Origin of the sequence: Arthrobacter sp. KBS0703 (assembly GCF_002008315.2) — a bacterium.
Taxonomy (GTDB): Bacteria; Actinomycetota; Actinomycetes; order Actinomycetales; family Micrococcaceae; genus Arthrobacter.
In genome coordinates this window covers 30,359-53,493 of record NZ_MVDG02000001.1, presented here as the reverse complement: position 1 = coordinate 53,493, position 23,135 = coordinate 30,359, and the positions used below count along the sequence as shown (strand labels likewise).

The 23,135-nt window shown below is 67.4% G+C and carries 17 protein-coding genes and 3 pseudogenes; 7 read left to right on the top strand and 13 right to left on the bottom strand.

Features of this window, described 5'->3' with window-relative positions; translation table 11 throughout:
- Positions 1 to 87: 87 nt before the first annotated feature.
- The 5 genes from B1A87_RS00230 to B1A87_RS00210 form a co-directional block, all read right to left on the bottom strand.
- A complete protein-coding gene (locus tag B1A87_RS00230) occupies positions 88 to 1,095 on the bottom strand; it encodes an acetylxylan esterase (RefSeq protein ID WP_078030224.1) in 1,008 nt (335 codons plus the stop codon).
- Positions 1,096 to 1,153: 58 nt separating this feature from the next.
- The gene (locus B1A87_RS00225; RefSeq protein ID WP_078030223.1) at positions 1,154 to 2,647 is read right to left on the bottom strand and encodes a rhamnulokinase family protein; all 1,494 of its coding nucleotides are present in this window, start codon (positions 2,645 to 2,647) and stop codon (positions 1,154 to 1,156) included.
- A complete protein-coding gene (locus B1A87_RS00220) occupies positions 2,644 to 4,695 on the bottom strand; it encodes a bifunctional rhamnulose-1-phosphate aldolase/short-chain dehydrogenase (protein ID WP_078030222.1) in 2,052 nt (683 codons plus the stop codon). Before B1A87_RS00220 ends, B1A87_RS00225 begins: the two co-directional genes overlap by 4 nt.
- 4 nt (positions 4,696 to 4,699) lie before the next feature.
- The gene (rhaI, locus tag B1A87_RS00215; protein WP_078030221.1) at positions 4,700 to 5,866 is read right to left on the bottom strand and encodes an L-rhamnose isomerase; all 1,167 of its coding nucleotides are present in this window, start codon (positions 5,864 to 5,866) and stop codon (positions 4,700 to 4,702) included.
- A gap of 80 nt (positions 5,867 to 5,946) precedes the next feature.
- Positions 5,947 to 6,375, bottom strand: coding sequence for an L-rhamnose mutarotase (locus B1A87_RS00210; RefSeq protein WP_078030220.1), 429 nt, complete (start codon positions 6,373 to 6,375; stop codon positions 5,947 to 5,949).
- 220 nt (positions 6,376 to 6,595) lie between these two features.
- On the opposite strand from B1A87_RS00210, the gene B1A87_RS00205 reads away from it, so the two are divergent.
- The gene (locus tag B1A87_RS00205; protein WP_078030219.1) at positions 6,596 to 7,621 is read left to right on the top strand and encodes a LacI family DNA-binding transcriptional regulator; all 1,026 of its coding nucleotides are present in this window, start codon (positions 6,596 to 6,598) and stop codon (positions 7,619 to 7,621) included.
- A gap of 104 nt (positions 7,622 to 7,725) precedes the next feature.
- Here the strand turns inward: B1A87_RS00205 and B1A87_RS24800 are convergent, their stop codons facing one another.
- Positions 7,726 to 8,109, bottom strand: coding sequence for a hypothetical protein (locus B1A87_RS24800; protein WP_395940282.1), 384 nt, complete (start codon positions 8,107 to 8,109; stop codon positions 7,726 to 7,728).
- On the opposite strand from B1A87_RS24800, the pseudogene B1A87_RS24795 reads away from it, so the two are divergent.
- The 3 genes and pseudogenes from B1A87_RS24795 to B1A87_RS24785 form a co-directional block, all read left to right on the top strand.
- A pseudogene (locus B1A87_RS24795) lies at positions 8,029 to 8,724 on the top strand (DUF222 domain-containing protein); the annotation flags it as partial. The gene B1A87_RS24800 and the pseudogene B1A87_RS24795 overlap by 81 nt on opposite strands.
- Positions 8,703 to 9,263: pseudogene (locus tag B1A87_RS24790) on the top strand (hypothetical protein); the annotation flags it as partial. The pseudogenes B1A87_RS24795 and B1A87_RS24790, both read left to right, overlap by 22 nt.
- Positions 9,209 to 9,766, top strand: a complete 558-nt coding sequence (locus B1A87_RS24785; RefSeq protein WP_395940263.1) for an HNH endonuclease signature motif containing protein — start codon at positions 9,209 to 9,211, stop codon at positions 9,764 to 9,766. The pseudogene B1A87_RS24790 and the gene B1A87_RS24785, both read left to right, overlap by 55 nt.
- Before the next feature lie 31 nt (positions 9,767 to 9,797).
- On the opposite strand, the gene B1A87_RS00190 is transcribed toward B1A87_RS24785, so the two are convergent.
- The 3 genes from B1A87_RS00190 to B1A87_RS00180 all read right to left on the bottom strand — a co-directional run bounded on the left by B1A87_RS00190 (position 9,798) and on the right by B1A87_RS00180 (position 13,397).
- Complete coding sequence (locus B1A87_RS00190) at positions 9,798 to 11,156, bottom strand: ABC transporter substrate-binding protein (protein ID WP_078026508.1); 1,359 nt, start codon at positions 11,154 to 11,156, stop codon at positions 9,798 to 9,800.
- 350 nt (positions 11,157 to 11,506) lie between these two features.
- Positions 11,507 to 12,460, bottom strand: coding sequence for a carbohydrate ABC transporter permease (locus B1A87_RS00185; protein WP_078026509.1), 954 nt, complete (start codon positions 12,458 to 12,460; stop codon positions 11,507 to 11,509).
- On the bottom strand, positions 12,453 to 13,397 hold the full coding sequence (locus B1A87_RS00180) for a carbohydrate ABC transporter permease (protein WP_078026510.1): 945 nt from the start codon (positions 13,395 to 13,397) through the stop codon (positions 12,453 to 12,455). The genes B1A87_RS00185 and B1A87_RS00180 overlap by 8 nt, the downstream gene beginning before the upstream one ends.
- Before the next feature lie 406 nt (positions 13,398 to 13,803).
- Here B1A87_RS00180 and B1A87_RS00175 point away from each other — a divergent pair, with 406 nt between their 5' ends.
- Genes B1A87_RS00175 through B1A87_RS00165 form a run of 3 tightly spaced genes read left to right on the top strand, consistent with a single transcriptional unit; the run spans position 13,804 to position 18,319 of the window.
- A complete protein-coding gene (locus tag B1A87_RS00175) occupies positions 13,804 to 14,991 on the top strand; it encodes an acetylesterase (RefSeq protein ID WP_313902431.1) in 1,188 nt (395 codons plus the stop codon).
- Between the two features lie 2 nt (positions 14,992 to 14,993).
- Positions 14,994 to 17,198: a DUF6807 family protein gene (locus B1A87_RS00170; RefSeq protein ID WP_078026511.1), complete on the top strand. Its 2,205-nt coding sequence runs from the start codon at positions 14,994 to 14,996 to the stop codon at positions 17,196 to 17,198.
- Positions 17,199 to 17,200: 2 nt separating this feature from the next.
- Positions 17,201 to 18,319 (top strand): Xaa-Pro peptidase family protein, encoded by a 1,119-nt coding sequence (locus B1A87_RS00165; protein ID WP_078026723.1) that lies wholly within the window; start codon positions 17,201 to 17,203, stop codon positions 18,317 to 18,319.
- 165 nt (positions 18,320 to 18,484) lie between these two features.
- Here B1A87_RS00165 and B1A87_RS00160 read toward each other — a convergent pair whose 3' ends face one another.
- The 4 genes and pseudogenes from B1A87_RS00160 to B1A87_RS00145 all read right to left on the bottom strand — a co-directional run bounded on the left by B1A87_RS00160 (position 18,485) and on the right by B1A87_RS00145 (position 22,973).
- Positions 18,485 to 19,642: a mandelate racemase/muconate lactonizing enzyme family protein gene (locus tag B1A87_RS00160; RefSeq protein WP_260680549.1), complete on the bottom strand. Its 1,158-nt coding sequence runs from the start codon at positions 19,640 to 19,642 to the stop codon at positions 18,485 to 18,487.
- A pseudogene (locus tag B1A87_RS00155) lies at positions 19,642 to 20,548 on the bottom strand (5-dehydro-4-deoxyglucarate dehydratase). Before B1A87_RS00155 ends, B1A87_RS00160 begins: the two are co-directional and overlap by 1 nt.
- The gene (locus tag B1A87_RS00150) at positions 20,545 to 21,513 is read right to left on the bottom strand and encodes an NAD(P)-dependent oxidoreductase (RefSeq protein WP_078026513.1); all 969 of its coding nucleotides are present in this window, start codon (positions 21,511 to 21,513) and stop codon (positions 20,545 to 20,547) included. The pseudogene B1A87_RS00155 and the gene B1A87_RS00150 overlap by 4 nt, the downstream one beginning before the upstream one ends.
- Before the next feature lie 32 nt (positions 21,514 to 21,545).
- Positions 21,546 to 22,973 (bottom strand): Gfo/Idh/MocA family protein, encoded by a 1,428-nt coding sequence (locus B1A87_RS00145; protein ID WP_078026514.1) that lies wholly within the window; start codon positions 22,971 to 22,973, stop codon positions 21,546 to 21,548.
- Between the last annotated feature and the right edge of the window lie 162 nt (positions 22,974 to 23,135).

Genomic DNA, 23,135 nt, shown 5'->3' with positions numbered 1-23,135 from the left:
AACTGGGTAGCAGCAGGTGCGGTTTTGAGCCGTCAAAACGACGTCTGCTGCTACCAAGTTGGGCGGGGGGAAGGCGGAACCTTCGCCTTAGCCCAGGAGCTTGCGCAGGAACTGCAGCTGCCGGATCCAGTGGTGCTCCTGGCCGCCTTCGTGGTTGTTGAAACGGTAGACGTCGATGTCCTTGGATGTCCCGCCGCCGGCGTCAGCCCCGTAGGCGTTGTAGCTGGCGAAGACGGTGGAGGGCGGGCAGACATCGTCCATCTGCGCCGCCGAGAACAGTGCCGGGACCGTCGCGGCGCGGCCCAGATTGACGCCGTCGAAGTAGTTCAGCACGGCCAGGATCGGCTCGTACCGCTCACGGTGCCGCCCCAGGAATGCGGCGATCTCGGAGTAGGGGCCGCGGGGCGTGATGTCGATGGCGCGCGGGAAGTCCTGCAGGAACGGGACATCGGGCAGTGCGGCGATAACGCCGTCGAGCCTTCCGGCAGCCAGCCCGGCGACGGCGACGGTGATGCCGCCGCCCTGGCTCACGCCGGCCACCACAACCCGCGAGGCGTCCACGTCCGGGTGCGCCTGCACGGCCTCGACGGCGCGGAACGCGTCCACATACACCCGCCGGTAGTAGTAGTCTTCACGGCTGCCGGCACCGCGCGTCATCAGCCCCGCGTAGGCTACATCGCCGGCCGAGGGGTGAGGATCGGCGGTGTCGCCGACCGCTCCCCCGTAGCCCTGCCCGCGCGTGTCCATGATGAAGTGCGCATAGCCCGCCTGGGCCCACTTCGTGTCCTGGTTTGCCAGGCCGCGGCCGCCGGAATAGCCGGCGTACTGCACGACGGCCGGCAGCCGCGTCCCAGCGTCCCTGTTCGCCGGGAGGTGCAGCCAGCCCTTGACCGGGGAGCCGCCGTAGCCGGCGAACGTGACATCGAAGGTGTCGATCACGGCCAGGTAGTTGTCCACCGGTTCGAAGACTGCGCCCAGCGGGAACTCCCCGGATTCGCTGATGGTCCGGTCCCAGAAGGCGTCAAAGTCGGTGGGAACTGTGACACCTGATGCGTAGCCGCGCAGCTGATCAAGCGGGAGATCGAAGAGGGGCATGGGGTTCCGTTCTCTGGGTCGGCAGGGTCTGCGTTCGTAGTATCTCAGAGCTTCGATCTCAGACCAGCGACGACTCGAACCTGTCCAGCGCCTGGGATGCGCGCACCAGGGCGCGCATCTCAGCCAGGCCTCCGGCTACCGCGCCTCCGGCTCTCGCCTGGACCAGCACATTGCCGAGCGCCGTGGCCTCGACCGGTCCGGCGACCACGCGCTTGCCGGTGGCTTCCGCGGTGAGCTGGCACAGGAGCCGGTTCTGCGAGCCGCCACCGACGATGTGCACGGTGTCGACGGCGACGTCGGCGAGCCGTTCGGCGTCCGCTATGGTCCGGGCGTAACCGGCCGCAAGGCTGTCCAGAATGCAGCGGACGATGCGGGCGGGCTCGTCCGGCAGGACGTGGCCGGTGTTCCGGACGGCGGCACGGATTCGCTCCGGCATGTTGTCCGGGGCGATGAACGCGGGGTCGTCCGCGTTGATCCGTGGGCCGCCCGCGGGCAGTGCGGCTGCGGCGTCCAGCAGTTCCGCCAGGGCAGGCCGGTGCCCTTCATGCGCCCACGTGCGCTGGCATTCGCTGAGCAGCCAGAGCCCGCCGACGTTGCGCAGGTACCGGATGGTGCCGTCCACGCCGCGTTCGTTGGTGAAGTTCGCCGCCCGGCTGGCCTCGGTGAGGACGGGATGGTTCAGTTCAACGCCGACGAGCGACCACGTGCCGGAGGAGATGTAGGCGAAGTTCTCCTGTTCTGCGGGGACGGCCGCGACGGCGGACGCGGTGTCGTGCGAGCCGACCGCGACCACCCGGGTTGCTGCCGGCAGCCCCGTCCGCTCGGCGATCCCGGGCAACAGCGTGCCAATGGTTTCGCCGGGCTGGATCAGCGGCGGGAACAGGTTTTTCGGCAGCCCAAGTGCCGTGAAAAACTCGGTGGCCCACTCCCCCGCCACGGCGTCGAAGAGGCCCGTGGTGGAGGCGTTTGTCGCCTCGGTGCGCCGCTGGCCCGTGAGCAGGAAAGCTATCAGGTCGGGAACGAGCAGCGCCTGCAGCCCGCCCAATTCCCGTTCTGCAGCGAGCTGGTAGATGGTATTGAACTGGAGGAACTGCAGCCCCGTGGAGGCGTACAGCCGGGACTCGTCCAGCTGCCGGTGCACTCCGGACACGGCCGCGCGGCTGCGTTCGTCGCGGTAGCTGAACGGCTGCGCGGTGAGCTCCCCGGCGGCGCTCACGAGGCCGTAGTCCACGGCCCAGGTGTCGATGCCGATGCTCGTGAGGTGCTCCCCGCGCTCGGCGGCGGCGCGCCCGGCCGCCGCGAGGCCGGTGAGGACCTCGGTGAAGAGGGCGTCGAAGTCCCAGCGGAGGCCGCCGTCGGACTGCACCACGCCGTTGGGGAAGCGGTGCACCGTCTCCAGCACCACGCCGCCTTTGCCGGCACCGCCGGTGGTTCGTCCGTTGCTTATACGTCCCAGGATGACGCGTCCGGAGGAGGCGCCGATGTCGACGGCGGCGAACAGGCCGCCGTCGACGTCGGTCTCGGCACGTGGTGCCGTTGCCGGAGCGCTCATCGCAGGAAGGCTGCGGCGACGCCGGCGTCGACCGGGATGTGCAGGCCGGTGGTGTGGGACAGCTCGGCGCTGGTGAGGACGGCGGCGGCGTTGGCCACGTTTTCCGGCAGCACCTCGCGCTTGAGCAGGGTGCGCTGGGCGTAGTACTTGCCCAGTTCCTGCTCGTCCACGCCGTAGACCGCCGCGCGCTTGGCGCCCCAGCCGCCGGCAAAGATCCCGGAGCCGCGGACCACGCCGTCGGGGTTGATGCCGTTGACGCGGATGCCGTACTCGCCGAGCTCCGCGGCGAGGAGCCGGACCTGGTGGGCCTGGTCCGCCTTGGTGGCGGAATAGGCGATGTTGTTCGGGCCGGCGAAGACCGAGTTCTTGGAGGAGATGTAGACGATGTCCCCGCCCATGTCCTGGTCGATCATGACCTTTGCCGCGGCCTTGGCCACCAGGAAGGATCCCTTGGCCATCACGTTGTGCTGCAGGTCCCAGTCCTTCTCGGTGGTTTCCAGCAGCGGCTTGGAAATGGAGAGCCCGGCGTTGTTCACCACCAGGTCCACACCGCCGAAAGCCAGCACTGCTTCCTGGATGGCCGCGGCGATCTGCGCTTCGTCCGTAACGTCGGCCTGGACGCCGACGGCGACATCCGCGCCGCCGAGTTCGGCGGCGACGGCCTGGGCGTTCTCCAGGTTCAGGTCCGCTATGACTACACAGGCGCCTTCAGCGGCGAGCCGGGTGGCGATGGCCTTGCCGATTCCGGACGCCGCACCGGTGACCAGCGCGATGCGGGTGGCGTGCGACTTGGGCTTGGGCATCCGGGCGAGCTTGGCTTCCTCCAGGGCCCAGTACTCGATCCGGAACTTCTCGGATTCCTCGATCGGGGCGTAGGTGGAGATCGCCTCGGCGCCTCGCATCACGTTGATGGCGTTCAGGTAGAACTCACCGGCGACCCGTGCGGTCTGCTTGTTGGCGCCGTAGGAGAACATGCCCACGCCCGGGACCAGGACGATGGCAGGGTCTGCGCCACGCAGGGCAGGGCTGTCCGGGGCCGCGTGGCGGTCATAGTACGCCTGGTAGTCCTCCCGGTATTCGGCGTGGAGTTCCTTCAGCCTTGCGACGGAGTCCTCGATCGAGGCCTCGGCGGGCAGGTCCAGGATGAGCGGCTTGACCTTGGTACGCAGGAAGTGGTCCGGGCAGGAGGTGCCCAGCGCACCGAGCCGCGGGTGCTCGGCGGCTTCCAGGAACTCCAGCACGGCGGGTTCATCGCTGAAGTGGCCCAGCTGCGGCTTGTCCGTGGATGCCAGTCCCCGGATCACCGGAGCCAGCGCGGCGGCCTTGGCCCGGCGTTCGGCCTCCGGCAGAGCAGCGTAGCCGGGAAGCTTCGGCCCGAAGGGTTCGGGCCGGCCGTTTTCCTTGATGAATTTTTCGGCCTGGTCGATGATCCAGAGCGAGTTGGCCTCGGCGTCCTCGCTGGTGGCGCCCCAGGCGGTGATGCCGTGGCCGCCCAGGATGGTTCCGACAGCCTGCGGGTTGGCGTCCTTGATCGCGGCAATGTCCAGGCCCAGCTGGAAGCCGGGACGGCGCCAAGGCACCCAGACCACCTTGTCGCCGAAGATCTTGGTGGTGAGGGACTCGCCGTCGGCCGCGGTGGCGATCGCGATGCCCGAGTCAGGGTGCAGGTGGTCCACATGCGCGGCGTCCACCAGCCCGTGCATGGCGGTGTCGATCGAGGGGGCGGCGCCGCCCTTGCCGTGCAGGCAGTGATCGAAGGCCGCCACCATCTCGTCCTCGCGCTCCACGCCCGGGTAGACCTTCTTCAGCGCCTGGATCCGGTCCAGGCGGAGCACGGCGAGGTTCTCCGCCCGCAAAGTTCCGAGGTCGCCGCCGGAACCCTTCACCCAAAGGAGCTGGACGTCCTCGCCCGTTACCGGGTCCTTCCCGGCGCCCTTGGCGGAGGTGTTGCCGCCGGCGAAGTTGGTGTTGCGCTTGTCCGCGCCCAGGCGGTTGGAACGGGAAATCAGCTCGTCAACGGTCTTGTTCGTGTTCTTGTCGGTGCTCATCGGTTTAGTCGCCCCATCCGGATTGCTGACCGCCCACGCGGTCCTCGTTGATTTTCTTCTGGTAGCCGCTGGCCTTGAACGCGGCCATCGGGTCCGCGGGCAGGCCGCGGGTTTCACGCCATTCCGCCAGGACCGGGCGGACGTCGGTGTAAAAGGCGTCGTTGAAGATGCCGTTCGCGGCCAGGACGTCGCCGGCCCGCTGGGCCTCGGACAGCGCCGCGGTGTCGATCTGCAGGGCCCGCGCCGTCATTTCCTGGACGTTGAGCACCGAGCGGATCTGGCCCGGGATCTTCTCCTCCAGGTTGTGGCACTGGTCCAGCATCAGCGCGACGCCGGAATCCTTGCCGAAGCCGCCGCCGCGGATCACCTCGTGCATGATGCGGAACAGCTGGAAGGGATCCGCCGCGCCAACGATCAGGTCGTCGTCGGCGTAGAAGCGCGAGTTGAAGTCGAAGGAGCCGAGCTTGCCGAGGCGCAGCAGCTGCATGACGATGAATTCGATGTTGGTTCCCGGCGCGTGGTGGCCGGTATCCAGGCAGACAAACGCCTTCTCACCCAGCGCCAGCGTCTGGGCGTACGACGTGCCCCAGTCCGGAACGTCGGTGTGGTAGAAAGCCGGCTCGAAGAACTTGTACTCCAGCACCAGGCGCTGGTCCTCGCCAAGGCGCGCATAGATCTCCTGGAGCGATTCCGCCAGGCGGTCCTGCCGGCCCCGCATGTCGTCCTGGCCCGGGTAGTTGGTGCCGTCCGCCAGCCAGACCTTCAGGTCCTTGGACCCGGTGGCGTGCATGATGTCGATGCACTCGAAGTGATGGTCGACGGCCCGGCGGCGGACTGCCTCGTTCGAGGACGTAAGGGAGCCGAACTTGTACTCGTCGTCCTGGAATGTGTTGGAGTTGATGGTGCCAAGGCCGACGCCCAGGCCCGCCGCGTACTCCTTCAGGGCCGCGTAGTCATCAACCTTGTCCCAAGGGATGTGCAGCGCCACCGTGGGAGCCAGGCCGGTAAGCTCGTGGACCTTGGCGGCATCCGCCAGCTTTTCCTGCACGGTCCGCGGGGTGCCCTGCGTGCCGAACACCTTGAAGCGGGTGCCCGAGTTGCCGTACGCCCACGAGGGGACTTCGATGGCAAGCTCCCCGAGCCTGCCCAGCGCCGTTGCTACGTCATTCATGATGGTTCTTCCGGTCTCTCGTACTGCGTTGTCTGTTGTTGGCCGGCTCCCGTGCCGGCCATGTCTATTTGTCCGCGGCTTCAGTCGGTCCGCGGCGCTGGTTCCTTGGTCCCGCCGTGGGCTCCGGCCTTGGTCCCGGCGTGGGCCGAGCCGCTAGTCCCGGCCCTGGCCGAGTCGCTGGCCGTGGCCAGCTGGTCCTCCAGGCTGAAGATTTCCTCGAGTGCCACGAATCCCGCGTCCGGCGGCTGTTCCATGTCCGCGAACAGCGTGGCCATCTCCGCCTGCCAGCGAGCGTTCACCGCAGTGAGCGCCATCCGCGCCCGGGCGGAGTCGAAGTAGTCGCACTCGACGTAGCCCACCAGGAGACCGTCCTCGCCGAGGAACAGCGAGTAGTCATTCCAGCCGACGTCCTTGAGCGCACGCAGCATCTCAGGCCAGACGGCGGCGTGCCGGCGCCTGTATTCACCGATCAGTCCGGGCTGGACCGAGGATCGAAAACACACCCTCATCTGCGACTCTCCTGAAATCTTGACGTTTGAATCGTTTCATTGGCACGATTCAAAGTACCCTTGGATTTGAGCAGGTGTCAAGCAATTGTCGGGGAGCGGGAGCTTTCGCCTAGGCTGGTCCGCCTGTCCGGCAACGGGCGGGGGCTGGATCACGCAACTGGTCACGGGAACCGACTAGGCGCCTTGCACACCGTCGCCGCAGTAGAGAGCTTGGAGAAAGATGTCACGGTCAGCCAGCATCAAGGATGTTGCGACGCATGCCCAAGTGGCGGTGGGAACGGTTTCAAACGTCCTGAACTACCCGGACCGGGTCTCCCAACGGACCAAGGACCGCGTACTGCAGGCCATCGACGAGCTCGGATTCGTCCGCAACGACGCCGCTCGGCAGCTCCGGGCCGGGCACAGCCGGACCATCGGCCTGATAGTCCTCGACGTCGGCAACCCCTTCTTCACGTCCGTGGTGCGCGCCGCCGAGGACGCGGCAGCCCTGCACGGAAGTGCCGTCCTGCTCGGGGACAGCGGCCACGACGCGGCGCGCGAGTCGAACTACATCGACCTGTTCCAGGAACAACGGGTCCAGGGCCTGCTGATCTCGCCCGTGGGTGACGTGACGGACCGCCTCAACGTGCTGCGGGAACGCGGCGTGCCGACCGTTCTGGTGGACCGCCTGGCTGATGAGGCACAGTACAGTTCCGTTTCCGTGGATGACGACGCCGGCGGCTACCTGGCCGCCCGGCACCTGTTGGACCTCGGCCGCCGTCGGCTCGCCTTCGTGGGAGGCCCGACGTCGATACGCCAGGTCGCAGACCGCCTCCAGGGGGCGCAGCGCGCCGTCGCGGAAGTGCCGGATGCTTCGTTGGAAGTATTGGATTCTGCGGGGCAAACCGTCTTGGCGGGCCGCAGCGTGGGTGACCAGCTGGTCCGCCGCAGCGCAGGCCAGCTGCCCGACGCCGTGTTCTGCGCCAACGACCTTCTGGCCCTAGGCGTCATGCAGTCCCTGGCCATGATGCACACGCTCAGGATTCCCGAGGACATCGCACTGATCGGCTACGACGACATCGACTTCGCCGTGTCCGCCGTGGTCCCGTTGTCCTCCATTCGGCAGCCCACCGAGGCCCTGGGTCGGACGGCCATCCAGTTGCTGGCCGAGGAACTGGACACCCCGGATTCGGCGCAGCCGCACCACCGCGCGGTCATTTTCACTCCCGAACTCGTGGTGCGGCAGAGCACCGTTGGCGCGCCGTAGAAACCCCGCGGTAATTGCCCCGTTAATTGTCTGACCCCTCTGGGAGAGTTTCCCTATGGATGCCATTGGGGAATGCGCAGCGGGTCACGCCGCGGGGCGGGCGGTCACGCCAGGCCTTGGCGCGGTTGCCCTGCTGCGGGGCCGCCCGGCTGCGCAGCGTTCCTGCTTCTGCCTTCCGCACGGATTGCGTGGCGTCCGACGGCGGTGCTGCCGCCGGCTTTGGTGCCGCCGGTTTTGGCGCGGCAAGCGACCGCCTGCAGCGGTGCTTGGGGCTGCTGGAAGCCGCCGTCGAATCCGCACCCGGTGAGCTGGCCCTGGCCGGTTTCGCGGAGGCCGCGGATTTCGCCGGGCTCGCCGAGGAGATCTCCCGCCGGGCCGAATACCTGCAGGTACTCGCGGCGGGGGCCGTGGACCGGACCCGCACCGAAGCGATCAACGCCGCCGGACCCGCAAGCAAAGCCGCAGGCTGGACCACCGGCTGGGGCCACGACGAGGCTGACGACGGCGGAGCCGCTGGTGCCGGCGGCGCGGCCGCGGCCGCTTCTCCAGACTCTGTTGCCGTTCCCACTTCACCTTCCGGCTCCGCCGCCACAAACTCCGCTGGCTCTGTCCCGGCGGTGTCGCCGGCCGATGACGGGTGCCGGAACACCGCGGAGTTCCTGCGGATCCGGCTACGGATCGGCGCCGGGGAAGCCCGCCGCCGTCTCGCCCTGGCCTCCGCCGTCCTCCCCCGCACCGGCATCACCGGCCAGCCCCTGCCCCCGGCCTGCGAAGAAACCGCCGCCGCCCTCGCCACCGGCACCATCGCCTCCCGCGCCGGAACCATCATCACCACCGCCCTGGACCGCGTCCGCCACATCGCCGCACCCGAGGACCTCGCCCGGATGGAACACGTCCTGACCCGCACCGCGACCACCAACGACCACGACTTCCTCACCCGCATCACCCAGCGCTGGACCGACGCCATCGACCAGGACGGCACCGAACCCAGCGAAGAAGACCTCCGCCACCGCCAAGGCGCCTTCCTCCGCCGCCCCCGCCGCGGACTCCACCACCTCGAAATCTTCGCCACCCCCGACCAATACGAACACCTCCTCACCGTCATGAACACCGCCACCAACCCCCGCACCCCACCCACCACCGGCCCCGGAACCGGCACAGACAGCACAGACGGCGCCGACGTCACCACCACGGACGCAGACACCGCGGCGGCGGACACGGCCGGAGGGACGGACACGAACACTTCGACGGCGCCGCCCACACGGGGCCGGGGTTCGGCGCGGCAGCCGAGGCCGCCGCCGACACCGCCCACCTGGAACGCCGCACCCGGCCCCAGCAACTCCTCGACGGCCTCATCGGCGCCTGCAAAACCGCCCTCGCCACCGCAACCCTGCCCGCCACCGGCGGCCTCCGGCCCCAGGTCATGGTCACCATCAGCTACCAGGACCTCCTCAACCGCCTCGAGACCACCGCCACCAACGGACCCCGCTACAACACCACCGCGGGCGGGCCTCCAGGCACCGCGACCGGCACCGGAACGTTCACCTACACCGGACCCGTCACCCCCGCCACCATCCGCAAAATCGCCTGCGACGCCGACATCATCCCCATCCTCCTCGGCAGCGAAGGCCGCATCCTCGACATCGGCCGCACCACCCGCATCTTCCCGCCCCACATCCGCAAAGCCATCACCGCCCGCGACCAAGGCTGCACCTTCCCCAACTGCACCATCCCCGCCCCTGGTGCGAAGCCCACCACACCACCTACTGGTCACACGGCGGACCCACCAACACCGACAACGGCACACTCCTCTGCACCCACCACCACCACCTCATCCACAAAGAACAATGGACCATCCACATGCAAACCGGCATCCCCTGGTTCATCCCCCCCACCCCACATCGACCCCAAACAAACACCCCGCCGCAACCACCAACACCACAACTAAACCCACCTCCGGGAGGCCGCAAGCCAGCCGGAGGCGGCACGGCGGCAAAGGTTGTGCGGAGCCCGGCAAACCGCATCAGCCGTCAACAAATCGACGCCACCAGGTCAGCGCCCAGCAGCTGCGCGTCCACCAGCTCAGCCCCCAACAACGCAGATGTGCCCCGACCGGATCCTGAATCCGGTCGGGGCACATTCTGACGCCACATCAGCAGGGCGGTGTTGCTAACAGCTAGCTGCTGATGGCTGATTTCATTTCATCCACGGCCTTCTGGCCGGCTTCCTCCGGCGAGAGCCTGTCGAACAGGACCTCGGAGGTGTACCGCTTGACGATTTCCTGGATGGCTCCCGCACCCTTCGGCGGCGGAGCGGGCGCTTCGCCGAGTTCGCCCTTGATCTGGTCAATGAAGCCCACTACCTTGACGTCGGCCGGAGTCAGCTTCGGGGCGATGGCCTTGCGCACATCGGAGTTCGGCGCCACGCCGCGGTCGGCTAGTAGTGCTTCGCCGGCCTTGACGTTGTTCGCCAGGAAGTTGATGAACTTGGCCGTCTCTTCGGGGTGCTTGGTCCGGGACGAGGCCGACCAGAACTGGGACGCTTTGTACCAGAGTTTGCTGTCCGCAGAATGTCCCGTCTTGGACGGCATGCGGAGGATCTTCAGATCGCTCCCGGCCGCTTTCTCAAGCGCGGGCAGCTGGTTGGACCACCAGAAGGCCATGCCGTTTTTCCCTGTGGCCAGGCCGCTCTGGTCCAGCGGTGCAGCCTCCGCTTCCACCACCTCAGAAGCCGACGGCACGGCCTGCTTTTCGCTCAGTTCCTTGAGCAGCGACCACCACGACGCAATGTCCCCCGACTCGAACCCGAGTTTGCCGTCTGACGTGTAGAGCGACTTTCCGTCCTGACGCAGCCAGACACCCAAGGAAGCCTCATCGGTGCCATAGGCCGCCGCCCCGTAAGTGCCCTTGGGCGATTTCGCGGTGACCTCGGCCGCGATTCGCCCGAAGTCCTCCCACGTCCAGGTGGCATCGTCCGGCAGCGCGACTCCGGCTGCCTTGAAGACTGCCGGGTTGGCAATGATCGTGGCGGCGTTGATGCCGGCCGCGATGCCGGTGAGGCCTTTGCTTCCCTTGCCGGCGTTAAGCGCTGCTTCGTCGAATTTGGAAGTGTCGACGTCGTACTTGGACAGGTCAAGGAGTGCCCCACGGGTGGAGTATTCCGTAATGAACTTTTCGTCCATCTGGATGATGTCCGGGGCGTCGTTGGCGGCCACTTGGGTGGCTAGCTTGTCCCAGTATCCACTCCAGTCACCGAACTCCGGCTTGATCTTGATGTTCGGATTCTCCGCTTCGAAGGCGGCAATTGCGGCCTGCGTCAGCTGCGCCCGCTTGTCACCGCCCCACCAGGAGAATCGCAGTTCTACTTTGCCGTCGGCGCTGGTGGGGGCTGCTCCACCGCCGCAGGCGCTGAGCGCGAGGACGACGGCGGCCGCTGCGGCCACCGCGCCGGTTCGGCGCAGCCTGCGGGTAGGTTTCGTGGATTTTGGCTCGGCTGCGCCCGGATTGGCGGCCGTGGATTGGCGGGAAAATGGCACTGAATTCTCCGATCTTCTTTGATCTTGAACGGTGGACGATCTTGAAAGCTGCAACTTGAAAGGTGGACTGAATTGCTGACTGGCTGTGGTGGAAGCTGGATTGAACCTGGACTCAGCTGAAACCTGGACTGAGTTGAAGGCCTAGTGCCTCCGGATATCCCACTGACTGCGGAAATGAGTGCGGAAGCTGACTGCTGAAGTGAGTCAGGAAAGCGCTTTCTGAAACTGATCATACAAGCAAGTAACTTGTACTACAAGATGTTTCCGGCCTAGATCTTGGTGCCCCGGTTCTGGCATCACTTGCCGCGGCACGGGCTAAAGGCAGGCCCGAGAAGCGCACACCTCCACCCCTACTTGATTCCGGTCGTCGCGATTCCCTTGATGAGGAAACGCTGCCCGAAGAGGAAGACCAGGAACACGGGCAGCAGCGACACGATGGACATCGCGAAGAGCGAGCCCCAGCTTGTCGCAGACTGCGAATCCACGAATGCCCGCAGGGCAACCGGCACGGTGAACATCTCAGGATCAGTGAGGTAGATCAGGGCGCCGAAGAAGTCGTTCCAGGTCCAAATGAAGGTGAAGATGGTTGTCGTGGCGAGGGCCGGGACCATCAGGGGCAGGATGACCCGCAGGAAGATGCGGGGGTGGCCGGCGCCGTCGATCCGCGCGGCCTCATCCAGTTCCGTGGGAATGCCGCGGATGAACTGCACCATGAGGAACACGAAGAATGCGTCCGTCGCGAGGAGCTTGGGCACGATGAGCGGCCAGAAGGTATTCACCCAGCCGATCTGAGAAAAGAGGATGTACTGCGGCACGATGATCACATGGAACGGCAGCATGATGGTCAGCAGCATGATGCCGAAGAACAGTCTCTTGCCGCTGAACTGCAGCCGGGCGAACGCATAGGCGGCCATGGAGCAGGAGATCAGGTTGCCCAGGATGGAACCGATCACCACCACCGCTGAATTGAGCATGTAGTGCCCGAACGGGTGGGTCAGCGCCGACCATCCGTCCGTGTAGTTGCCCATCTCCAAGGTACTCAGCCAGAGACCGGGATCGCGGAAGATCAGCTCGTTGGGCCGCAGCGATGAAACCACCATCCACAGCAACGGGTAAATCATGATGCCGCCGGCGATTATCAGCACGCCGTGCTTCGCGAGGGCCTTGAGGCGTGCGCTGCGGCTGAAGGCCAGCGTGCCGCGGGATTCGCGTTTCCTGCCGCCGCCCCTGGGGCTCTTGCCCCCCGTTTTCCCTCCGGAGGACGGCAGTTTCTCCGGAGCCGGCAAGGTCTGTAGATCAGTCATCGTAGAACACCCAATACTTTGAAGCGATGAAGTTGATGGCCGTAAAAGCGCCGATGATCACCAGCAGGACCCAGGCCATTGCCGAGGCATAACCCATCTCGAACTGGCCGAATCCCTTCTGGTACAGGTAGAGCGTGAAGAACATGGTGGAGTCGGACGGCCCGCCGTTGCCTCCCGAGACGATGAACGCCTGGGTGAAGGACTGGAAGGAACCGATGATCTGCAGGACCAGGTTGAAGAAGATGATCGGGCTCAGCATCGGCAACGTGATCCGCCAAAACTTCTGGAGCGTAGTTGCCCCGTCCACCTCGGCCGCTTCGTAGTACATGTTCGGAATCTGGCGCAGCCCCGCGAGGAAGATAATCATGGGGCTGCCGAAGGTCCAGACGTGGAGCAGGATGATGGAACCGAGCGAGGTGGACGGGTCCGAGATCCAGCCCGGCCCGGTGACCCCGAACATGGCCAGCACCTGGTTGACCAGTCCGGAGGTTCCGAAGATCTGCTTCCACAGGATGGCGACGGCGACCGAGCCGCCCAACAGGGACGGCAAGTAGAAAATGGACCGGTAGAACGGCAGGCCGCGGAGGCCCTTGTCCAGCACCAGCGCGATGAGAAGTGCCACGGCCAGTTGCAGCGGAACTCCGACCAGAACATACGTGAAGGTGACGCGCAGTGAATTGTGGAGCCGCGCATCCCCGAGCATGCGGGTGAAGTTGTCCAGTCCGGTCCACTCCGGCGGCTGCAGCAGGTTGTAGTCCGTAAAGGACAGGTAGAGGGACATCGTCATGGGGCCGACAGTGATCGCCACAAGGCCGATCAGCCACGGCAGCAGGAAGATGTAGGCCGCCTTGTTGTCGCGGCGGTTGGCGCGTTTTTCCTCGGCCGTGGCCGGCCCTTTGCGCCGGCTCATGGAGGACAGTTCGCTAATTGCGCTCATTGCCTGCCCCTCGGTGCCCGGACGCCTTCCGGCGTCCCGCGGTGATGCTGTGCGGCCATGTGGTCTCCTTTGGTCATCGTGGCCTTCCACGGCGTGCTGGGGTGAAGTGCTCTCGCCGTCCCGGGCTGCGCCAAAGAGCTCCGGCGCCACACCCGTCTGCCTGGCTTCCGGAGGACCGGGCCAACAGCGGCTTTGTACCAAAGTAAACGGTTTCTTGACCGCTGTACACCCTTTTGCTAATTTTTAGGAAAGCGTTTTCCAAAATTCGTCCACTCCGGATCAGAGCAGCTGCGAGAGGCAGGACAACCATGTTTCCACCGGGCAGGCCGAGCCGATGAATTCAGGTCGAATAGATGACGCGCCACGGCCAAGTGCCATCGGCGGCTACGAGGACTGGCCCGCTTTCATGCGTTCCCGCCCGCGCCTCGTTGCAGAGTCCGCGCCCGCCCAGGAACTGGCCGACGCCCTCGGTGTTCCGGCCGTTCCCGCACCCCCGCACGCTGTGCTGGAGTCGACCGAAACGCACGACGGCGTCACGACTTCCCGCGTCAGCTGGCAGCTGGGCTTTGGTCCCCGCACCCGCGCCTGGTTCCTGCGTCCCGCTGGCGCGTCCGGCCGGCTGCCCGGCGTCCTGGCACTCCACTGCCACGCGGGCATCAAGTCGGTCGGCGCAGAGCGCCTCCTGCCTGCGGGCACAAGCCCCGCGACGTCTGCTGCGGACACCGCTGCGGGGCAGACGCGCACGGATTTTCAGCGGCAGTTCTACGCCGGCAGGTCCTTTGCCGCCGGCTTGGCATCCCAAGACTTCGCAGTCCTGGCCCACGACGCCTTCTCCTGGGGCAGCCGCCGCTTTGAGCTCGGCACGCCCCCGTGGCGCACGTCGGCCGTCGTCGAGGGCCACAAGGCACTGTGGCGGGCGGCCGGCGTCGTGCCTTCCGAAGCGGAGGAGTACGACGCCGCCGCGGCGGCGCACGAGGACACCGTGGCGAAGGCAGCAGGCGTGCTCGGCACCAGCTTCGCCGGGATGGTGGCGCACGACGACCTTGCGGCCCTCCGCGTCCTGGCAGGTCTGCCGGGCGTGGATCCGGGCCGGTTGGGCACCGCCGGTTTCTCCGGAGGAGGCGGCCGGTCCCTCATGCTGGCCGCGCTCAGCCCGCTGGTCCGCGCTTGCGTAGTGTCGTGCATGATGACCACTTACCGTTCGCTGTTCCCGGCGTACCTGGATGCTCACTCGTGGCTGCTGCACACGCCTGGCCTGCCGCGGCTGGGCGAGTTTCCGGAGCTGGCCGGGCGCTCGGCGGCGAACCGTTTCCTGGTCCAGTACGCCCTCGCGGATGAACTTTTCCCCGAGAACGGCATGCGCGACGCCGACGCGACTCTCCGTGCCCAGCTGGCGCCCGGCCGGTACACCGGGAGCTTCTGGCCAGGGGGACACGCCTTCAGCGCCGGCATGCAGGACGAGGCCGCGGGTTTCCTGGCCGAGTCGCTGTTCGGGTCAGGTTCCCCGTCAGGATCCGTGCCCGAATCCCTATCCGCTTCCCGGTCCGCGGGCGCCGCCCCGGTCCCTTTTCGGCCAGCCAGCCAGGACGGTTAGACATGACACGCACCTCCTCCGGCGCTTCAGCGCCCGCATCTCCCCATTCAGACACCGCTCTCAGTCCGGACACTTCTCTTCGGCCGGACACCATCGGAGCCCTGGCTTCCCCCGCGGACACTCCAGCGGCAGTGCTACCCGCGGCGGCACCGCGGGTAGCACTCGTGGGCGCCCACGGCTACGGGGCACGGCACCTGGAGAACCTCGCCCGCCTCACAGCGCTCAACCTCGTAGACCTCGTGGCCGTCGCCGACCCGCGTCCTCCGGCCGAAGGCGTCCTGGCCGCCGACGTGGCCACGTTCTCGTCACTGGCGGAACTCCTCGCCGCCGGTCCGGCGCCGGATGTGGTCATCCTGGCCACGCCCATCCAGACGCACGCCCCGCTGGCCCTCGCCGCCCTCGCTGCGGGCGCCGACGTCTATGTGGAGAAGCCGCCCATGGCCTCCCTGGCCCAGTTCGACGACGTGCTGGCCGCAGCGGAAGAGGCGGGGCGCCTAGTGCAGGTTGGCTTCCAGAGCCTCGGCTCGCAGGCGTTGCCCGCCCTGGACCAGCTGGTGGCGGACGGTGAGATCGGTGACGTCCGGGGCGTCAGCGCCGTCGGCACCTGGGTGCGCACCACCGGCTATTTCAAACGCTCCCGCTGGGCGGGCAAGCGCAGTCTGGACGGCACCGATGTGGTGGACGGTGTAGCCACCAATGCCCTGGCTCATGCGGTGGCCACGGGACTGAGAATCGCAGGCGCGGCCCGCGCGGCCGACGTCGCCTCCGTGGAGACGGATCTCTACCGGGCGCACGCGACCGAAAGCGATGACACGTCCGTCATCCGGGTGCGGACCGCCGCGGGAACGGTCCTGCTGTGCGCCCTGACGCTGTGCGCCGACGAGCAGGCAGCGCCGTCGGTGACCATCCACGGCAGCAAGGGGCAGGCCGAATTCTTCTACACCGAAGACCGGTTGACGGTTTCCACGCCCGACGGCGAGCGCACGCAGACGTTCGGCCGCACCGACCTGCTGGAGAACCTGCTGGCGGCCCGCCGTTCCCGCACTCGCGATGCAGGCCTGCTCAGCCCGCTGGCCGGCAACGGCGCGTTCATGAGGGTCCTGGAGGCCATCCGGACAGCGGAACCTCCACGCGGCATCGGCGCCGAGCATGTCACGTGGAAAGGCGACGGCGATGACGCCCATCCCGTCGTCCACGGCATCGGCCGGCTGGTGCGCAGGGCCGCGGCAGCGCAGGCAACGTTCGCGGAGCTCGGCACGCCCTGGGCCGCGGAACTGCCCGGCACAGCAGGTCCGCTGCCTGCATTCACCGTGAACGGCAGAGTGGTGGCGCGGCCGGCAGACGGTAGCCGCATCCGGCCGACGTCGTCTCCCCGGCCTTACCTCCATCGGGTCAGCACCCTGGCCGGCACGGTGGTGACCGATCACATGCCCGAGGACCATGTGTGGCACCTCGGCGTGGGCGTTGCCATCCAGGACGTGGACGGGGTCAATTTCTGGGGCGGCCGCACGTACACGCGCAACGCCGGGGCTTACGTCTGGCGCAAGGACCACGGCCGGATTGCCACCCTCGCGGTGGAAGCCGGAGAGTCGGCCGACAAGAGCGGTGGGTGGCGGACCGAAACCCTGAGCTGGCTGCCGGAGGGCGGCTCCGCCGAATCCGGCGCTCCCTTGCTCAACGAGCGGCGGAACTGGAGCTGGGCGGCCGTCGGATCCTCCACTTGGCGGCTAACCCTCGACTTCGAGCTCACGCCGGCCGGACCTGATCCGGTCGCCCTTGGCAGCCCGGGTTCCAACGGGAGGCCGGAGGGCGGTTACGGCGGCTTCTTCTGGCGCCTGCCGGCAGTCGCGGAGGCGAGGGTACGGACTTCAATCGCGGAAGGTGAAGACGCCGTGCACGGCGCCCTCCCCCGCCCCGAGGCTCCTTGGCTGGCGTGGTCCGGCAACTTCCGGAAGGGAGAGCCCGACGGCGGTCCGGCCACCCTCGTGTTCCTACCCCAGGCAGCGGGGCCAGCACCGGTGAACGATCCGTGGTTCGTCCGCGTGGCGGGCTATCCCGGCGTCGGTCTGTCTCTTGCGTGGGAACACGCGGCAACGGCCCGCCACGACAACCCGCTTCGCCGAAGGGTCACGGTGCTGGTGGCCGACGGCCTCCTGTCCACGCCGGACATCGAACAGCTCATCACAACCTTGGGGGAAGCCGCATGAACATGACCGTGAACACCACTCTGACCACCACGGCCGAGGCGCCGGGCGCGGCCGCAACCCCGGGGAACCCGGCAGATCGTGCCGTCAAGCGGCAGCGCGTGCTGGACATCCTGGCCGAGTCCGGCCGGGACTCGCTCCTGCTCACCACCAACACGGCGCTGGCCTGGTACCTGGATGGGAGCCGGGTCCACATCAGCCTTGCCGGGGATCCCATTGCGGCGATGCTGGTGGACGGCGACGGCGACCACCTGGTCACGTTCAACAACGAGGCCGCCCGGATCGCCGCCGAGGAACTGCCCGACGGCGTCGCGCTGCACTCGGTGCCCTGGCACGGGCACCTGCATGCCGCGGCGGCGATGCTGTCACCCGGCGGCAACCCGCTGGCCGAGGCCGAAGTTACTGCCGAGCTGAGGGCTGCGCGGCAGCAGTTCCTGCCCGGCGAAAGCGCCCGGTATGCCCTCCTCTGCGCCGAGACTGCTGCCGCTTTGACCGATGTCCTCTCCGAGGCGACGCCCGAAGCCACCGAGTTTGGCGTGGCGTCGGCCCTGGCCGCGCGGATCGTCGCCATGGGAGCTGAACCGTTGGTGCTCCTCTGCAACGGGGCCGGCCGGGGCGAGTTCCGGCATCCGCTTCCTACGCACTCCCCGCTCGGGCGGCGGGCCATGGCCGTGGTCTGCGCGCGGCGGAACGGGCTCGTGGCCAACGTGACCCGCTGGGTCAGGTTCGACGCCGGGACGCCTGCAGAGCTCGACGCCGAAGCCCGGATCGCGGCGGTGGAGGCCGATGTCTTTGATGCGACCGTTCCGGGTGCCCGGCTAAACGGTGTCTTTGCCGAAATCCGGGAAGCCTACAGCCGGCATGGTTTCGGCGCGGGCCAGTGGACCCTCCACCACCAGGGCGGTCCGGCGGGCTATGCGGGCCGGGATCCCCGCGCCACTCCTGCTACCGACGACCCCGTGGTACTCAACCAGACCTTTACATGGAACCCCTCGGGGCCGGGGGTAAAGATCGAGGATACGGTGCAGCTGACGGAGTCCGGCATCGCCGTCCTCAGCGTCGATCCCCGCTGGCCAACGGCCCTGGTGAACGGAATCCAGCGCCCGCTGGCCCTGCAGCTGTGACTGCAATTATTACTATCTTCCGCGAAACAGCTGTGCCGCGATGGCGTGAGCGCGAGCTCCCGCCACCGCGGCACACTGCATTCCAGTGCAAGCCTGCAGTTCAGGGCTGTCCAGTGCAGACCAAGGTAGACCAAACGAGGCTCAGCTCGTCCGGCCTTGAATGTTCTAGAGATCGGGCGAGTGCCGGTTGAAATCGAACCCTAACCCCGGCCGGCCCGTGAGTGTGAGCCGGCTGTTGCGGACCTGCACTGGTGACGGGCCGTCCAGCACGCCAAGCTGTTCAAAGGAGGCATCCTCGACGTCCTCCACCATGGTGGGTTCGGCCATGGTCAGCGCGAGCTGGCCGGACAGTTCCGGCAGCAGGTGCGGCATGACCCTGATGCTGTGGGCGCGGGCGAGCTCCACGATGCGCCGGAACGGGGTGATCCCGCCCACCCGGATGATGTTGGGCTGGATGATGTCCACCGCCCCGGCCTCGATGAAGTCGCGGAAACGGTAGATGTTGTGCAGGTTCTCGCCGAGCGCGATGGGAACAGGCGAGTGCTTCCGCAGCCTGCGGTAGGCCCAGAGATCGTCCGCCCGCAGTGGCTCCTCCAGCCACTCCAGGTCAAACTCGCCCAACACCTCCAGGGCGCGGAACGTGGCGGGCAGGTCCCAGCGCTGGTTTGCGTCGATCATGAGCTTCCGGCCCGGACCCAGGACCGTCCGGACGGCGGCCACGCGTTCGGCGTCCTCCCGGATGTCCGGCTTGCCCACCTTGATCTTGACGGCGCTGTGCCCGGCCGCAACCCAGCGTTCCGCCTGGGCCACGAGCTCGTCGAGGGAGTAGTGCAGGTTCACGCCGGATCCGTAGACCTCCGCCGAGTCCTGGCGCTGCCCGAGCAGGCCGGCCATGGAGGTTCCGGCGCGCCGGGCCTGCAGATCCCACAGCGCAAGGTCCACTCCCGCCATGGCGATGGTGGTGAGTCCTCCGCCGCCGGCTTCGTGCAGCCGGTTCCACAGCTGGTCCCACACTCCCTCGGGGCTGGCACCGAGGCCCGTGATGAAGGGCGCGACGTCGAAGTCCAGGAGTGCCTTGACTGCCTGCGGACCGATGGTGGGCGTCCAGGAGAAACCGTGCCCCGCGCCGCCGTCGTCCGTGTGGATTTCGGTGACGATCACATGGTTCTCCGGCGCTTCATCGCCCCAGCTCCGCAGAAGCGGAACGGTCAGGTGGCGGGTGGAAAGCCCGGTGATCCGGGGCAGCGCCCGCGCCGCTTCGGCGGCTGACGCTTCGGCAACTGTCCCTTCCGCGACTGGTGCTGCTGCAAACCGCGAGCCCATCAGCGGCCGGCCAGCTCGTAGCCCTTGGCCAGGATGGACTTGAGCTGGACCAGCTGGTCTTCGGAGGGGTCCACGAGCGGTGCACGGACCGGCCCCACCGGCAGGCCACCCAGTCGCAGCCCGGCCTTAATGAGGGAGACGCCGAACCCGGGAGTCTGGTCGCGCAGTCGGACCAGCGGGGCGTAGAAGCCTTCCAGCAGGGCCTGCCGGCGGTCCTCGTCGCCGGAGGTGTAGGCATCGTAGTAGGCCTTGGCGATTTCCGGAGCCATGGCGAACGCGGCCGACGAGTACAGCGGGATGCCTAGGCCGCGGTAGGCGCCCTGGGTCAGTTCGGCGGTCAGCAGGCCGTTGAACAGCAGGAAGTCCTCGCGTCCGGTGGCCGCGAGGGCAGTGACGATCTCCTGCGCCAGCCCCACATCGCCAAGGCCGTCCTTGAAGCCGATCACCTTGGAGTTTGCGGCCAGGCGTGCCATGGAGGCCGCCGTGTATGTGGCGTTGCCGCGGTGGTAAACGATCACCGGCAGGCTGCTGGCGGCCGCCACAGCCTCGATGTACGCCCTGTCTCTTATACACATCTAGATGTGTATAAGAGACAGCAGGGCGTCCGCCCCGGCTTCTTCGGCAACCCGCGCGGCGGCGAGCGCGTGGCCCAGCGGTCCGCCGGCGCCGGCAACAACCGGCACCTGAGATGTGTATAAGAGACAGGGCCTCGACGGCGGCAGTCACCACGGTGCGCACCTCGTCAATGCTCAGGGCATGGAATTCGCCGGTTCCGCAGGCGGGGAACACCCCTCCCGGGCCGTACGGCAGGCGGGACGTGATGTGCTCCTTGAGGACGTCCACATCCACTGCCCCCTCCGGCGTGAATGGCGTGACGGGAAAGAACAGTACGCCGTCGAATTTCATGGGGTCTCCTTGGATCCTGTGCCGGCCGCGACCAGCGCGGCGGGGGTCTCGTCATTGAGGTTGGTTTCGGTCTTCAGTTCGGTCCGCCAGGTGCGTTTGGGCTCCCAGCCCAGGAGGTCGCGTGCCTTGGCGATCGAGAATGCCGGGCTGGTGCCCGTGAGTCCGGCGGCAAGGCGGGAACTGCCGGCCAGGAACTGCGGCATCAGCTCCGAGAGCGGTGCGGCGGCCAGCGCGTCGGCGGCCCCCACGAAGAAGGTCTGGCCGTTGGGGATGGTGTCCATCTTCGCGAGCAGCAGGTCCAGGAAGTCAGCCACATCCCGCGCGTCCACATAGTTGAACAGGGCAGGCGCGGACAGCGCGGGATCGTCCAGCCGTTCGCGGACGGTGTGGCCCTGCTGCGTGGGCGCGCCGGCCCATTCCTCCGGCGAGATGACATAGCAGGGCCGGAAGGCCGCGTAGCGGATGCCATCCCCCTGGGCAGCGGCGAACATCTGCACGGTCTGCTCGGCGATGAGCTTGGACAGTGCATAGGCGTTCCACGGCCGCGGCGTGGTGTCCTCGTCCACCGGGAAGCTCTCCGGCAGCCAGCCCGCGGGCGAGCCGTAGCCCAGCACCGTGGGGCTGCTTGCCGTGATGATCTTGCCGACGCGGAGTTCCGTCGCCGCGCCGACGACGGCGTACGCCAGCCTGGTGTTGGTGCTGAGGATGACGTCTTCCGGCGCGCTGAACGGTACGGCGATCGCCGCAAGGTGGACGACGGCGTCGGGCGCCGTTTCCCGCAGGAGGCGCAAGGCCTCCCCCGGTGCCAGGAGGTCGGCAGTGCGCTGCTCAACGCCGTCGGGCAGCTGGGCGGCGGGAACGGCGTCGCGGTCCACGGAGATGACGTGGTGGCCGGCGGCCGCCAGGCCGGCAACAACACTGCGCCCCAGGCGGCCTGAACCGCCGGTGACAAAAATCCTGCTCATGGTTATCGGTTCCTTCATCAGGGGTGCGAAGGTCAGTTGCCGCGGCGAAGGTCGACGCCGAGCCCCAGGTCCGCTGTGCGGACCGGCAGCCCGGATTCCAGGGATGCGTTGCCCGCGATGCCGACGGAGACGGAACGCAGGCCGTCCAGGTAACCGGACGGCCGCCCCAGCGGGTCCACTCCCGGCCCGTTGAAAAGATCGGACAGGAGGAGTTCGTCGCCGCCGCCGTGGCCGCCCTCGCCGTTGACGATCGGCACCTCGTAGGCCGGTTCCCAGTGCCGCTGGACCACCAGGCGTTCGCCGTTGCGCCGGACCTGGTCGTCCTCCTGCACGGGCGTGGCGCTCGGATCGACCACTGTCTTCTTGTCTGTGCTGTGCTGCACCGCGGCGCGCTCCACCACGTCCAGCTCCGCCCGCCCTTCGGTTCCGTTAACGGCCACGCGATAGCCCTCCCACGGACTGTGCGCGTTGAGCGAGTAGCTGAGGACCGGCCCGCCCTGGTAGTCCACCACCAGCGCCAGGTTGTCCTCGATGGTGATGCCGGACGTGAAGACATCCTGGTCGCGGCGGTAGCCGTCAAAGTGCTCGTTGTCGTAGTACAGCGCGCGCAGCCGTTCGTCCTCCCGCAGGTCAAGGACGAACGGGTCCGTGGCCGCAGCGCCTGCGCCGGTGTCCGGAGTTCCGCGCTCGGGCCGGGCGCCGAGGCCGCGCTCCGCGGCGTTCCTGTCCCCGTAGAACTTCAGGCCGCCTGAGGCGAACACCCGCTCCGGAACGTCGTCGATCCACCAGTTGACGAGGTCGAAGTGGTGGGAGGACTTGTGGATCAGCAAGCCGCCGGAGTTGTTCTTTTCCCGGTGCCAGCGGCGGAAGTAGTCTGCGCCGTGCACTGTGTCCAGGACCCAGCTGAAGTCGACGGACGTGACCTTGCCGATCACACCGCTCTGGATGATCTCCTTCAGGGCGCTGTTGCGCGGCGAGTAGCGGTAGTTGAACGTGACCACCACGTTGCGGCCGGTCCGCGCCACGGCATCGGTGATCCGCCGGCACCCCTCAGCGTTGATGGTCAGCGGCTTCTCCACCACGACGTCGGCGCCGGCCTCGAGGCCTTCCACGATGTAGTCCGCATGCGTGTAATCGGGCGTCGTGACCACCACCCGCTCGATTCCGTTGTCCCTGATGAACGCCGTCAGCTGCCCCGGTTCGAAGGATTTCACCGGCCGGGTGCCGCCGAGTTCCTGGATCAGCTTCTGGTAGAACTCCACCCGGCCCGGGTTGACGTCGGACAGGCCCACCAGCTCGGCTGTGTCGGCATGCCTGCCGTAGATGGCCCGGATGTACATCTCGGAACGTCCCCCTGTGCCGATCAGGGCGATGCGCGCCGTGCGGACCGCGGCGGGGGAAGCGGCTGTGTCGGCGTCGACACTGCCGCCGGGGTTGGCGAGGTTGGCTGTGTTGACCATGCGGTGAATCCCTTTCGGAAGGCAGAAGGCTGGCCGCTTGACGGCCCGAAGTGGTGCGGGAAGAATACTGAGAAAGCGTTTTCTCAGAGCGTTATAAGCTTTGTATCAAGACTCTGGCGGTCGCGTCAACCATCACCCCGAACGGGGCGGTGCCAGAGACAT